The following is a 14,282-nucleotide window of genomic DNA, read 5'->3' as shown; positions in this document are numbered from 1 at the left end:
GCGATTATATCATAATAGAAGAATCTGAATGACCGTTGTCAGTTACACTCCCCCAACTGAATTTTAGCGTGCGGATTGTTGCTTTTACTAACGTTAATATATTGCTCTCCCCATTTGCCCAATTGGTCTAATATCGGCTTCAGCGACTTCCCTAATTCACTGATTTCGTAAACAACTTTCGGCGGCACCTCATTATAAATTGTTCGGTTAATGATTCCGGCTTCCTCCAATTCCCGAAGCTGCTGCGTCAGCATTTTTTGGGATAGATTAGGAATCACTTTTCTGAACTGGCTCGATCTCATAGGCCCGCAATTTAGATAGCACAGGATCAATAGCTTCCATTTTCCCCCTATTACATCCAAAGTCGCTTCTGCAGAGATATTATAGAACTGAATCGAATGATTTCCCATAGATATCCACCCTCTACATCGTGTTTTAGTTACTTTTCCGTATCTATAGCACTTTTCGGTTCCATAAGAACAAAAAAGTGCGTTATTCCTAAATTTAACAATATCATACATAATGCAATTGGAACATATCGAAAAAGGAAGGTGACAAAATGTGAACATTTTAACTGTTGTATCACATCCCAGACTGCAATCTCTTACGTTTGCTGTTGCAGACAGATTTACTCAAGGCCTTATTGATGCAGGTCATCAGACAGAGCTTCTGGACTTGCACCGCAGCGGATTTAATCCTGTGCTGTGGGAAACAGATGAACCTGATTGGTCATCGGATCAAAAGAGCTATTCACTTGAAGTAGAGGCAGAAATGGAACGCATGCGAAAACATGATGCTCTTGCCTATATCTTTCCCGTATGGTGGTACAATTTGCCCGCTATGCTCAAGGGGTATATTGATCGGGTATGGAATAATGGTTTTGCGTATGGCTCCAATAAGCTGCACCATCGACAGGTATTGTGGATTGGTCTCGCAGCCGATTCAAAAGAAAGCATGGCAAAGAGACAATATGATACAATGATGAACCATCAATTGAACGTTGCCATAGCTGGTTACTGCGGGATTGAAAACAGCAGGGTTGAAATTTTGTACAACACCTTGGATACAAACACGGAAGTACACAAACAGTTGCTCATGCAAGCATATGAGCTCGGATTCACTTATGATCATGCACAGGTAACGGGGATATAACGGTAACTCAGGCCAGCATCCCATAACATCTATTATCGTAAATATTGTTGCTTTTTGGGATGTTATGGAATAAAATAGGAACATAAGTTCCTATTTTACTTTATAACCTGGAGGTTCCCGATATGATTAGTTTAGGCAAAGAAACGATTCATCGGTATAAAGATTTTATAGAATGGACGGATACATTACATGAATTAGACGATAACATTTGGTTAGCTCCAATCGCTGAAGGGAAGGCAACAGTCGCGGAAATTGTTTCGCATCTTATGAATTGGGATAATTACCTCATCAATACGATTATCCCTGCGATTAAAAATGGCGAAGGAATGGTCTTTCCAAATTTCGATTCGTTCAATCAACAAGCTTATGAATATGCCCGTTCGGGTATTCCCAAAAGTAGGTTACTTGGCGAATTCAAGCAAACCCGTCTTCAATTGATTGAGATCATGCTAACTGAGCCGGATGTCGCCTCTAAAAATGTGACTGCAAACGGCGTAGAAAATTGTCCACATACAGGCACTCCCTACTCATTGCTTTATATCATCCACGAATTTATAGAACATGACATTCATCATAAGAATCAAATTCTATCCGTAATCTAACCGTCCCCTTGTGGGGCGGTTTTCCTCATCTTCCCATTAGAACGTACTGAGCCTTAATTTATAAAAATATTGCACAACCGGATGCTTCAGCTTGATTTTTTCGGACATGTTTAAAATTCGCTTTTTCCCGACTCGCCTGTCCACCAATGCCAAGATATTCAATAATATATCCTTGCTTTCGATGCTCTCCTCAATAGACGTGGACAAAAATTGATTAGCTACAGCTATAAAATTGGACTTACTAAGTGAGGATTGTGCTGTCATAAGCTCTTTTGCCAATTCGGATATTTTTCTGCCTCGCGCAATGACGACTAAACGATCTTCCGGAATCTTGCCATGACTATCATTTCTGACAGCTTCTATTTGTTCATGGCTGATCGGAATATCGATACTCGCATCATTTTTAATGTCCTGCTCCGATTGATACCATTTGATTAAGGTAGTCGTATCGTTCATATTCAGTATATTTTTCTTATTAACCGTGATATAACAAATCCCTGCTTTATCGGGCAAATAACGATAACCAGTTGCACGGTATTCCACTTTCCCCTGTAACGAAGGACTGAGAAAACTCTCTAATTGCTGCTTTAATTTGCTCCAGGACATGATATTCTCCTATGTTTGATTTTTATGCTTGATCAAGAATAGTCGGAAATTATACTTACTTGCTTTGAGCAAGTCTACAAAGTTAGATGAAACCGCCCAGTATGATCAGGGCGACATAGATTACGATCGCAATCGAAGCATCTGTGAAACCTCTTGTATAGAATAAAGTTTTTCCATAAATTCAGAATAACATTGGAGTTGACTCCAATCTCAAGTCGCTTTTGACTTTTTTCTCAATCCATGTCCCCCAACGTGGGACGATTGTTGCACCCTCCCAAGATGGATAGTTTCACTGCTCCAAGAGCCCAAGTTCAGTCAATCGTCCATTTATATTGAACCAGAAATAAAAGTCCACGACGAGATCGTGAACTTCATTGCGAAACATATTATTTATGTAGATAAGCACTTAACGCACAATACCGTCTTCTAAGTTTCTCCATAGGTGATGCGCTTCCCTAGCGATATGTTCCAACAAGTCGGGCGGGGAAGTCGTCGCAGCCGCACATTCTTTAATTAAAGCATCCAATTCCAATTTAAATGCTTCTAGTTCCTTAGCTTCTTTAATGATGGTTTGGTTGAAGGCATTTAATATGGGTGAATTTTCATGGCGAGGGCGGCGAAACATGGTTTGATGAGCAGTTGCTTGCATCAGTAATCGTTCAAATTTTTGCATCATATTCGTCACTTTAAAATTCAGGTCGTAATTAGATATATCTAAATAATGTCGTATATAGCCAAGATGATCCGCCATTTGCCTCAACCAAAAGACATTTTCATGAATGGTTGCGTCAGCGGGTGATAATTGGGCGCCGCTCTCGATTAATTGAAATACTCTTTGCGACTCCTCCGCCTCGCGCACCATATGATCAAGCAAAGATACCGGAGTTGAAATGATTACACTACAATTCAAAGACCGATCCATTGTGTGAGTTAATAAACTATGAAATTCGTGGGTAACATGCTGTGCCTCATGCAATAAACTGCCGATTTCGGCATTTTTTGATTCGGCTTTCTTCCAAACTTCCCCTAAGCGCTGAATCATATGCTGGTTTGCGCGGGCCAATTCTAATTCATAATGACTAATTTCACGATCCAAAAATCGGCCATGGTCATAATCATTGCGCAACCAAAAGGCAAGGATCCCGTAAACATCTCTCTCGTAATTATCTGTATAGGGCATAGTACACCTCATCCTTAAAGTTATATCTTCCTGTTATTTATTATTTGATGATCAATATATGTGGATGCACTTGTCTGGGTTCTTGCCTAGACGTAACGCCTTATTCCATTCACCTTGAAATAGAAGATACTTCAATGCTATACTCGAACCAACGGACATGAAGCACTTGCCGCTTTGATACTTAGATGTATCGAAGCGGCTTTTTCATTTTTTAGGTTACAAGGAGGGGATTGTACATATTTAAGAATAAATATGAGTCGTGGATGCACAAGCAAATCGAGCAGGAAAAGAATCATCGAAGAAGCGAATTGTTGCAAAAAGGGTTGAGCCACGGGACGGTGGAAATGTTACGTTCCATCTGGTATCCAGTCGTCGGTAACTTCGATTATTTATATCCCGAATGGGAGGTCCGTGATTTTAATAACGGGTACAGGTATCTCGACTTGGCTTTTTTACCGGGAAATATGAAGGGAGATATTGAAATTCATGATTACCGGTCGCATGCCCGAGATTTGGACACACGCAGGTTTAAGGATCTGTGCCGCAGACAAAGTTTATTGTCTCTCGATGATTGGATCTTTTTGCCGATTGCGTACTTGTCGATTCGTGAAGAACCGGAATTTTGCAAGCAGCTGATCTTATCGTTCATGGGAAAATTTCTGTCGTTCGAGGTGGATGCCCGATTGAATTGGATGGAAGCAGAAGCGGTTCGATATGCACGCAGACTACTCAAGCCTTTTACGCCGAATGAACTTGCTGCACATCTTCGAGTTACAGATCGATACGCTCGAAGTGTATTACGTAGTCTGGTAGATGCCAATCATTTAGTAGTTGTAGGCGGAAATATAAGATATCGGACATATCAGTTGAATGTTGGCGAGAGTTTGCGGAACTTGGATGAGTCTAACGGAACTAGAAAGCGTTATGTGGACCAAAATGGCCGAGAATAAATTCTAACGGAACTCAATTGCGTTATTAATGCAAACTGCTTGTTTCTCACCTCAAATTGCTCAAATAGTGGCGCTGAGTTCCGTTACTTTGCAATTTGGCTCTTGTTCATAGAGATAAGGTCGCTCTGTTCCGTTACGGTGGAGGTTTTTGATACGCTGATCCATCATGGGATCTTCGAATCTTGGTCATATACTGACGAAGTTAACCCAACGATGACTTTTAGCGGTAGATTCCGACGCCGTGCTCGTCCGTTCGGAGTTTTCATTCGGAGCAACATCCACTCCCAGCACGCGGTCTGAATCCCAGGGTTCGGCCCAACCGAACTCCATACAAACAAAAAAAAGGCTAGCCAATATGGCTAACCTTCTTCTTCGTATGGAGTCTAGGGGGATCGAACCCCTGACCTCTTCGCTGCCAGCGAAGCGCTCTCCCAGCTGAGCTAAGACCCCGCAAACGACTATTTCATTATATGAAATTGCTAGTTAGAAGTCAAGCTCTTTTTTTCAGTTTACTCCTTTCGACATATTCCGATAAAAAAATAATTTTAAACATGACCTTCTGCTCATGCCTGAAGTAATCCCTCTTCCTCTGTCCCATTTCATCCTCCTCCCAAAGTTTCATAACCTAACGATCTACCATAAAAGAAAAATAATTACATATTCATAGGAATATATGCTCTTTGTGGGATTAATTGTATTCTGTTTTATCTTCATAATGTACATACCTTGTTTTTCAAAAATGAGAGGAGTGGAATAATTGTTGAAATCTCTAATCCGCAGCTCAAGCTTATGTTTTACTGTCCTGGTCATGTTATTGTCCGTCGTAGGCGGGCTCCCCGGCTTCACACAGCATAGTTATGCAGCATCCGGTACGGAGCAGACCGTTATGGAGTGGTCCAGAGACTACGGAGCCCAGTCTTCCGGCAAAGGAGTCATCGCCACATCCGACGGGGGATATTTGTTGTTGGGCGATATTTCGGAGCCTGGCTCATGGGGGTATCTGGAAACTCTGGCTTACATCGTGAAGACCGATTCGGAAGGCAGCACGGAATGGGAGACGAAAATTAACTACTCCTCGAATGATCAGGCAAGAAATGCCATAGAAACACAAGACGGCGGTTACTTGGTAGCAGGAACGATTACGGATTACAGCGGCAAGCCTTACAGCGTAATTTACTTAGTAAAGCTTGATGCCCATGGCACCATTCAATGGGAGAGCACCTATGACGACTTTTACTACTATAACAACCCGCTCTCGGTCATAGAGACAGCGGACGGCGGGTATGCCGTTACCGGGTTTGGCGCAACCAGTGCCGGCATTTATTCCGCCTTTGTCCTTAGAACCACTGCCGAGGGCGAGCAGCTGTGGTATAAGAAATATTGGTTCGGGGACGACCAGGATTTATATGATCTCGTTCAGACTTCGGACGGCGGCTTTCTCGCGGTAGGCAGCATAACAAGACAGAGCTATGAAACCGGGGATGTCCAGAATGCGCTGCTCATCATCAAGCTGGATCCCCAAGGAAATATGGAATGGAACAAGCAATACCAGGATAAGACGGCAACCTTTCTCGCCCATACACTTATCCCCGCCAAAGACGGCGGTTATCTGATCGGATATCGCAAAACATCATCCGGTAAGGCCGCAAATATGCTGGCCAAAATCGACGCTAATGGCAGCATGTTATGGGAAAAAGCTTATCCCTCGGAATATTCCTCGGGGATCAGGACGTACAGCAAGCTGGTTCACGCCGAGTACGGCTACGCCCTGCTCGGGGCTAATACCAAAGGGGACTACCCGAACGTTAGGAGGCAATATGCCATATTAACGGTCGACCATGAAGGGCAGGTGCTGGGTGATTATCTTTACGAGGGACCAACGCTCTCTAGTCATGGCGAAGGAGCGGCAGCTCTGGACGGCGGGTTCATCGTAACGGGCACGATCAAACGCGGCGACATTTACAAAGCCCAGCTGAGCAAGCTGCCTGAGCCGCAGGAAAACGCTTCGCCCGGAGAGCGGACGCTGACAAAGATCTCTTTTGTGGAATCCGAGAAAAAAGTGCTCGCAGGCCATACTGCCCCTACCGTTATTCAAGCAGTCTATTCGGATGGATATACGAATACACTCTCGGCTGCCGCGCAATATCAGATCGAAGATCCGTCGATTGCGTCGGTTGACGGCCTGGGCCGGGTTACGGGAATCGAACCGGGCAGTACGCGTCTTGTAGCAAGCTATCAAGGCCTTCAAGCGACCCTGCCGGTGATCGTACTGCCCGAGGATTCGGATGAACTCGAACCAACTGGCTTCAATCTGGATTCCACCGAATATTCACTGTCTATCGGAGACAAACTGGACACAAGGACGTATATTTACGACTATTCGACCTCCAAGAGAACAGACATCACCCATCTGACCACGTTCAGAAGTGATAACCCGGAAATTGCCGACTACGACGAGAATGGCGATCTCGTTGGACTCAAAGCCGGAACAACCAAAATTTACGCTTATTACAAAGGAAGCTATAGATCCGCAAACGTTCAAGTCGTGCGCTCCTTCGTCCCATAAGTTAGAATGGCCAAACAGCCTATAGCGCAAAAAATGGCCAAGACATGTAAAAAATATCTTGATTCCCTCGCAGCGTTGTAGTAAACTAACGTCAATATTCAAATACGTTGAAGAGGAATAGTAGGATTGACGCAAGCGCCCAGAGAGCTGTTGGCCGGTGCAAAACAGTCGCAAGCCAAATCTGAACTCACCTTGAAGTAGCTCGCTGAAATTGTATTAAAGTAGGTGGAGCCGGAGCCTAACCGTTACAGTAGGAGGATATAAGGCCGTGTCTCATTCGAGTGCGCAGCCCGTATCCGGCAGAGTGCATACCGCAAGGTATGAATCAGAGTGGTACCGCGTAAGCTGACAACAGCCTTTCGTCTCTAAGTATTTATGGAGATGGAAGGCTTTTTTATATTCCAAACACAAATAAGTTGTAAATTAATGAAGATCCGATACGAGGGAAAGGTGGTCATTGTTATGAAAAATTTCGAAAAATACACCAGAGGTTATTTTATGCCTCCGCAAACGAGCCTGAAATGGACGCAAAAAGAGTACATTACTGAAGCCCCTACCTGGTGCAGCGTCGACCTGCGCGACGGAAACCAAGCTTTGGTTGTGCCGATGAATCTGGAGGAGAAGCTGGAGTTTTTCCAAGTGCTCGTCAAGCTGGGCTTTAAAGAAATCGAGGTTGGCTTCCCGGCAGCCTCCGAGACGGAGTACACCTTCCTGCGTACGCTGATCGAGCAGGATCTCATTCCCGACGATGTAACAATTCAAGTGCTGACCCAGTCCAGAGAGCATATCATTCAGAAAACGTTCGAATCCCTAAAAGGCGCAAAACAAGCGGTCGTACATCTGTACAATTCCACCTCCGTAGCCCAGCGCGAGCAGGTATTCCGGAAATCCAAGCAGGAAATTATCGATATCGCGGTAACCGGAGCCGAGCTTCTGAAAAAATATGCGGCAGAAACCGAAGGCAATTTCAAATTCCAGTACTCGCCGGAGAGCTTCACCGGCACCGAGATTGATTTTGCGCTTGAGATCTGTAATGCCGTGCTAGACGTATGGCAGCCGACCGCAGACAGCAAGGTCATCATCAACCTGCCGGCGACAGTCTCCATGTCGATGTCACACGTCTATGCCAGCCAAATTGAATACATGAGCGATCATTTGAAATACCGGGATAACGTCATCCTGTCCTTACATCCTCATAACGACCGTGGAACCGGAATCGCTGATACGGAACTGGCCCTGCTTGCTGGCGGCCAGCGCGTTGAAGGAACGCTGTTCGGCAACGGAGAGCGGACAGGGAACGTGGATATTGTAACCCTGGCTTTGAACATGTACTCCCACGGGGTTGATCCGAAGCTGAATTTCGAGAACATCCCGGAAATCATCGAAGTTTACGAGCGCATGACCAAAATGAAAGTGAACGAAAGACAGCCGTATGCGGGCAAGCTCGTGTTCGCCGCCTTCTCCGGATCCCACCAGGACGCGATCGCCAAAGGCATGAAATGGCGCGAGGAGCATGACTGCGAGCATTGGACGGTTCCTTATCTGCCGATCGATCCGAAGGATATCGGGCGCGAATACGAAGGAGATGTCATCCGCATCAACAGCCAGTCCGGCAAGGGCGGCATCGGTTATCTACTGGAGCAGCATTACGGCCTGGATCTCCCGCCAAAAATGCGTGAGGATTTCGGCTACCGGGTCAAGAACGTCTCCGACCGGCTGGCGAAGGAACTGGTGGCGAACGAAATTTACGATATTTTCAAAGAGGTCTACGTCAACATCCAATCGCCTGTGGAATTCCTGAATTACCGCTTCTCGCAGCACGATGATTACGAAACGACGATTACAGTCAAGCAAAATGGTGAAGTCCAGGAAATCAACGGTGCCGGCAACGGGCGGCTAGACGCGATCAGCAACGCCCTGCAATCGAAACTTGGCGTCAGCTACAGCAACCTGGTCTACAAGGAGCATGCGCTTGAAGTGGGCTCCAGCTCCCAAGCGGTATCCTATGTTGGCATTACGGCGCCGGATGGCAAAGTCCATTGGGGCTGCGGCATCGATGTCGATATTATGACTTCCTCGGTCAAAGCACTGTTCAGCGCCGTGAACAATATGACTCAGGAGCAAAGCGAGCTGGTCGCTGCCAGTGAAGCCATATCCAAGAAATAACCTGAACTAAGCAAACAACCATGCTCCCTCGCGGGTGCATGGTTGTTTTATTTTCGCTAAATCATCAGAATCTCGCGGATTTCTTCCTCCGTCAACGAGGACAGCGTCTCCTGCCCCGGCTGAACGACCTCATCGATTAGATTTTTCTTCTTCTGCTGCAGCTCGTACATTTTATCCTCAACGGTACCCTGCGTGACCAGGCGAATGACGTGAACCACTTTCTTCTGCCCCATCCGGTACGCCCGGTCGGCAGCCTGCTCCTCCACTGCAGGGTTCCACCACAGATCGTACAAAATAACAGTATCCGCCCCGGTCAGATTGAGCCCTGTACCGCCGGCCTTTAGGGAAATCAGGAACACATCCTTCTCCCCGTCGTTGAATCGGTTGCAGAGCTCTACGCGTTCTGCTGCCGGCGTACTGCCATCCAGGTAAAAGAACGGCACGCCTTCATATCCCAGTTCCCGGCCGATCATGCCCAGCATTTCCGTGAACTGCGAGAAGATCAGCATCCGTTTGCCCGCGCTCCGGCATTCCTCTACGATTTCGAGCAGCTGCTCAAATTTCGCTGAGCTCCCGTTATAGTCCTCCACGAACAACCCGGGATGGCAGCAGAGCTGGCGCAGCCGGGTCAGGCCGGCCAAAATTTTTATCCGGTTCCGCTTGAAATCATCCTGATCCAGATGCTTCAGTGTCTCCTGCTGCAGCTTGGCCAAATAGGCCAGGTACAGCTTCTTCTGCTCGGGAAGCAGCTCGGAGGCCTGCAGCGTCTCGATCTTCTCCGGCAGTTCCTTCAACACATCGCTTTTTAGGCGACGGAGCAGAAACGGACGTATCCGGCGGGCTATCGTCTCCCGGGACAATTCATTAAATTCCTTCCGCCCCGGGAACAGATCCGGAAACACCGCCTCAAAAATCGACCATAGCTCCTCCAGCGAATTCTCGATCGGGGTTCCGGTCAACGCAAACCGGTATTTGGCGTAAATCGACTTTACGGCCTGCGCCGTCTGGGTCGTGTGGTTTTTAAAGGCCTGCGCCTCATCCATTACGAGCGTATGGAACGACTTTCCTTCGTACAGATCAACGTCTCTCCTCAATAGCGGGTAGGACGTAATGATAACGTCGACTTCAGAGGAATTTCGCATCGCCCGTCCCCGTTCCGTCCGGCTGCCGTCCACGATGACTGCCTTGATCTCCGGAGCGAATTTTCTGAGCTCATTCTCCCAATTGTACATAAGGGAAGCCGGCGCAACAATCAGAGCCGGGAGATCCTGCTGGCGGATTTCCGGGAGTACTGAGACAATGAAGGCGATACTTTGCAGCGTTTTGCCCAGCCCCATATCATCGGCCAATATCCCGCCGAACCGGTAATGCGCCAGTGTCTTCATCCATTGGTAGCCGTATTTCTGATAATCCCGCAGAACGGCATCGAGCTGCTCTGGTACGGGAAAATCCAAATGATCCGGATTCCGCATATGATCCAGCAGGCGCCGCAGCGACTTGCCCAGCTTCACATTATTGCCCGTTCCCGCATAATTCATGAAATGCAGTCCCCGGACAGCTGGCAACCGGATTTCTGTACCATTTAAATCGAACCGGTGGATACCCACCTCGTTCATGAGCTTAACCATTTCCTGGAATTCACTGCTCTCCAGCGGCAGCAGAGCGCCGTCCGGCATCCGGTAATATTTGCGTTTCTCCTCGAGGGCATTGAGAATATTTTTGATCTCCACCTCAGGGATGCCCTGCATCTCGAACTTGAATTCGAGCCAGTCCGTTCGCTCATCCACATCGATGCGAATTTGCGGCGGCTCATGCTCCGTGTACAGCCTGGCCTTGACCGCCGAGGTCGCATATACATGGACCAGCTTCTCCAGCTCCGGCAGGACACGGTACAGAAATTCGTATTCGTCATCCTCATCGTCCAGAAAATAGCCGCTCTCCGTTTGCGCGAACAACCCGGTCTCCATCAGGCTTAAAATCTGCGCTTCCTTGTCGCCGTCCCGCATAATGATGCGGCTCTCGCCGCGCCGCTCGTCATGAGGCGCTAACGGATTAAAGACGATGTCCCCGTATTGGAACTCGAGTCCAGCCAGCAGCCGATCTCTCACCCGGTCCAAATAAAGCCGGGCCGTCAGCGCTGCATGGACGATTTGTCCCGAAATTGCATCGCTCATCTGAACGGTGCCCAGCTTCCTGAGGCCGGGAACGACCTTCTCGATAAATGGCTCCATCTGCTCTGCCGCAATATATATTTCCTGGCTTCGCGAGTAATACAGCATATGCTTCAGCTCGGACAAACGGCTGCATTGCTCGGCAGGCAGCGGGATCAGCTTATCGCCGGCCAGCACAAGCCCATACGCCTCCAAGACGATCAGCTCATCCAGCCCTTCGATCCGCAGCTGGTATCCTCCCGATTCATACGCATCGAACTCGAAATGAAGCGGAATCCTGTCGCTTGAAATTTCGAACGCATGCGTCCTTTGCTGCTCTCGCATAATGTGTACCGCGGAATTCCCCGACAGCAAGGGCTGCAGCGCATCCCAGGCGAACGGCGGAACAAGCAGCAGCCGGTCATCGCTGATCAGTCTGTCGTACGCCGAATAGGTGCCCAGCTTGGAATTCGTCTCCTGATACATCCGCTCGTTGCGGCAGATTTGCTGCAGCTGACGGATGACGACATCGTCCTGTGGCCGAAAGTAATGAAGCTCCGGCACATAAGTAAAATGCTTGGAAAATTCATAGGGCTCTCCGCGTTCAACGCAATCGAGGAATTCGCGGATCTTTTGCACGATATATAACCGTTTCGTACCAACCTTGAGTTCTATGCCGAATAAATACTTCTGAGAGCGGTAAGGATGCAGTTTACAAATAATTTCAACCTCAAGCGGTGTCTTTAAATCCGCCAAATGAGTAGTACGGACAAATCGTCCCTGCTGCCTATCATCAAATATCTTCAATATGCCCTTGGTCATACCCGTATCACGCGCAGCCATCGAATCACGTCGGAATCTTGGCGTCATATTTGCCATCCCTGATATTCTCGCGCCAGCAGCATTTCCTGCCCGCAGTCCGCGTCCGCCGGCCTCGTCCATTTCCGCGGTTAAGCTGTAGGTACGGACGGGCTTTGCCCCATCATGCTTAAGATCGTGAACTGCAATTAATACCGCGGCAACATGGCCGCAATAATGATCGCTATTCCCGTACACAGGACATGAACAGTCAGCCTTCACATCGCCGTCGCTATCGATGGCAATACTGACGCTATAGCTCTCATTGCCCCGTACCGTCGCAGTATACGCTGCAGCTTCAGGATCGGTATGGTTTAAATACACCCGTCCAGCTTGAACGTAGATATTCCCTTGCTCAAAACTAGCCTTGCCGCAAAGCAATTTGATGACCCTGGTCGTCAACTGAAAGCTCATTCCCCTATTCCTTCCTATTAAAATCAAGTTAAATTTTATTCCGTCCAACTACGAATATCTTTATATGATAACAGAGTGCCCGGCTTGGAATCAAAGAAACTTGTCCATAAGAAAAAAAAGGCGCCAAAGTAAATTTTACCTTGCACCTTTATTTGCCTGGGCTTGGATGACAATAGCCTGCTATAACCGTTCCCCGAAATTCCGGCGGGACGGAACTACCCTGTTTCTTTCTCGGGCTTTGTCTCCCTTAAACGCAGCCTCCGCCACTTCCATATGAACCAGAAAATAAGCAGAGCCCCAGCGCCCGTGCATATGTACTTCAAGTAATTTTCCACCAAAGTGAATATGTGCTGCCACTGCTCGCCGAATATATAACCGATGCTTACAAAGACAAATACCCAGACCGCTGCCCCAGTGTAAGCGTATATCGCGAATGTCGGAAAGGGAATCCGGATAATTCCCACGAAATAACCGAAAAATTGCCGGACCCCCGGGACAAAAAAGCTAATCAGCAGCATTTTATTGCCATACCGGTCGTAGGTACGTCTCGTTTTCTCAATTTGAGAAGGCTTAAGAAATATCCATTTTCCGTAGCGTTCTACCAGCGGCGCCCCTACCTTGTATCCAATCCAATAGGTAATCGTGATTCCGATAGCCGCTCCAGTAAAAGCCACCGCCATCGCCGGAATCCATCCGAACACGCCTTTATAGGCTAAATACCCCGTAAAGGTTAGCGTCGTCTGACCTGGCGGCAGCGGCAAAGCGATAAAATCTATAGGAAGTCCAATCAGCAATACCAAATATCCGTACTGCTTGAACATGAGCTCAATCCACTCTAGCACATTCATTAGAAAGTCTCCTCAATTCAAACCAATGCTTCCATTCCATATCGAACGATAAATATGTTACCAAGCCATTGCATCCGTTTCAAGAAAAATAGTCACGCACCCCCGATTGGGCTATAGCATAGGATGTCAGCAGAAAGCACTTTGCATGATTAGTGGAGGTTAAAACGATGTCGTCAAGTGAAACGAAGCAAGTGGTCTATCAAGCCAATCCGAGTGCCGTCCAAACGATTAAAAGCATGAAGGATCATCTGCATAAAATCTGCAAGCAGCATGCGAATCGTCCCGTTCGCGTCCAGACGGTTGAAGGGATCACATACGAAGGCGTATTGTCCCACACGGACGGCGGCCTGTTATTCCTCGTCATCCCTGGCCAGCAGACCGGCAAGGACCCGGATCCGCCGCCATACGGACCGTATAACTACGGCCAAGGCCAGTTCGGAGGCTACTCCCAGCAAGGCTATCCGGGCCAATTTTGGAATTATGGCCAACAACCAGGCTATCCAGGTCCCCCTGTCCCAACCCCTTATGGTTCACCTGGATATCCGCCCCCAACTCCTTACGGATCTGGAGAATACGGTTATACACCATATAGCCGCGGATTGTTCGGCTCCTCTTACTACAACAATGTCATACTTCCGTTAGTTCTGTATGAACTGCTCGTGATCAGCCTGCTCGCATAGCAAGCACCGAAATAACGATCCAGAAAGAACCGGACAGAAATGAGACGGCCTGTCCGGTTCTCGCTCATAAGGATATCTCCGTTATTTAGTCTATCCTACAAATTGATGAA

At 47.6% G+C, this 14,282-nt stretch carries 11 protein-coding genes, 1 tRNA gene and 1 other annotated feature; of the genes, 6 read left to right on the top strand and 6 right to left on the bottom strand.

Annotated elements, in window-relative coordinates:
• Positions 1-38 precede the first annotated feature (38 nt).
• Entirely contained in the window at positions 39-410 is a 372-nt protein-coding gene (locus MKX50_RS08715; protein WP_339159180.1) for a helix-turn-helix domain-containing protein, read from the bottom strand.
• Positions 411-561: 151 nt separating this feature from the next.
• Here MKX50_RS08715 and MKX50_RS08710 point away from each other — a divergent pair, with 151 nt between their 5' ends.
• Together MKX50_RS08710 and MKX50_RS08705 are read left to right on the top strand one after the other, a co-directional pair.
• Positions 562-1,152 carry an NAD(P)H oxidoreductase gene (locus tag MKX50_RS08710; RefSeq protein WP_339159178.1) on the top strand — a complete coding sequence of 197 codons (591 nt, stop codon included), beginning with the start codon at positions 562-564 and terminating at the stop codon, positions 1,150-1,152.
• 122 nt (positions 1,153-1,274) lie between these two features.
• Positions 1,275-1,754, top strand: a complete 480-nt coding sequence (locus tag MKX50_RS08705) for a DinB family protein (RefSeq protein WP_339159176.1) — start codon at positions 1,275-1,277, stop codon at positions 1,752-1,754.
• 36 nt (positions 1,755-1,790) lie between these two features.
• Here MKX50_RS08705 and MKX50_RS08700 read toward each other — a convergent pair whose 3' ends face one another.
• Complete coding sequence (locus MKX50_RS08700) at positions 1,791-2,360, bottom strand: hypothetical protein (RefSeq protein WP_339159174.1); 570 nt, start codon at positions 2,358-2,360, stop codon at positions 1,791-1,793.
• 406 nt (positions 2,361-2,766) lie between these two features.
• Positions 2,767-3,540 carry a DUF2935 domain-containing protein gene (locus MKX50_RS08695; RefSeq protein WP_213588945.1) on the bottom strand — a complete coding sequence of 258 codons (774 nt, stop codon included), beginning with the start codon at positions 3,538-3,540 and terminating at the stop codon, positions 2,767-2,769.
• Positions 3,541-3,770: 230 nt separating this feature from the next.
• Here MKX50_RS08695 and MKX50_RS08690 point away from each other — a divergent pair, with 230 nt between their 5' ends.
• Positions 3,771-4,490, top strand: coding sequence for a transcriptional regulator (locus tag MKX50_RS08690; RefSeq protein WP_339159172.1), 720 nt, complete (start codon positions 3,771-3,773; stop codon positions 4,488-4,490).
• Positions 4,491-4,867: 377 nt separating this feature from the next.
• Here MKX50_RS08690 and MKX50_RS08685 read toward each other — a convergent pair.
• A tRNA-Ala gene (locus MKX50_RS08685) sits at positions 4,868-4,940 on the bottom strand.
• A gap of 307 nt (positions 4,941-5,247) precedes the next feature.
• Here MKX50_RS08685 and MKX50_RS08680 point away from each other — a divergent pair.
• Both MKX50_RS08680 and MKX50_RS08675 read left to right on the top strand, forming a co-directional pair.
• Positions 5,248-7,056, top strand: a complete 1,809-nt coding sequence (locus tag MKX50_RS08680; RefSeq protein WP_213588946.1) for a hypothetical protein — start codon at positions 5,248-5,250, stop codon at positions 7,054-7,056.
• A 98-nt stretch (positions 7,057-7,154) separates the two neighbouring features.
• Positions 7,155-7,426 (top strand) — a binding site (T-box leader).
• Between the two features lie 92 nt (positions 7,427-7,518).
• Complete coding sequence (locus MKX50_RS08675) at positions 7,519-9,222, top strand: 2-isopropylmalate synthase (protein WP_213588947.1); 1,704 nt, start codon at positions 7,519-7,521, stop codon at positions 9,220-9,222.
• Positions 9,223-9,278: 56 nt separating this feature from the next.
• Here the strand turns inward: MKX50_RS08675 and MKX50_RS08670 are convergent, their stop codons facing one another.
• Positions 9,279-12,644 carry a DEAD/DEAH box helicase gene (locus tag MKX50_RS08670; protein WP_339159170.1) on the bottom strand — a complete coding sequence of 1,122 codons (3,366 nt, stop codon included), beginning with the start codon at positions 12,642-12,644 and terminating at the stop codon, positions 9,279-9,281.
• A gap of 215 nt (positions 12,645-12,859) precedes the next feature.
• On the bottom strand, positions 12,860-13,492 hold the full coding sequence (locus MKX50_RS08665) for a DedA family protein (protein WP_213588949.1): 633 nt from the start codon (positions 13,490-13,492) through the stop codon (positions 12,860-12,862).
• A 167-nt stretch (positions 13,493-13,659) separates the two neighbouring features.
• Between MKX50_RS08665 and MKX50_RS08660 the strand changes: the two genes are divergently transcribed.
• Positions 13,660-14,172, top strand: coding sequence for a hypothetical protein (locus MKX50_RS08660; protein WP_244996325.1), 513 nt, complete (start codon positions 13,660-13,662; stop codon positions 14,170-14,172).
• The last annotated feature ends 110 nt before the right edge of the window (positions 14,173-14,282 follow it).

The sequence above is a fragment of the Paenibacillus sp. FSL W8-0186 genome, assembly GCF_037969765.1.
GTDB lineage: Bacteria > Bacillota > Bacilli > Paenibacillales > Paenibacillaceae > Fontibacillus > Fontibacillus woosongensis.
This window is presented reverse-complemented; position numbering and strand designations above follow the sequence as displayed.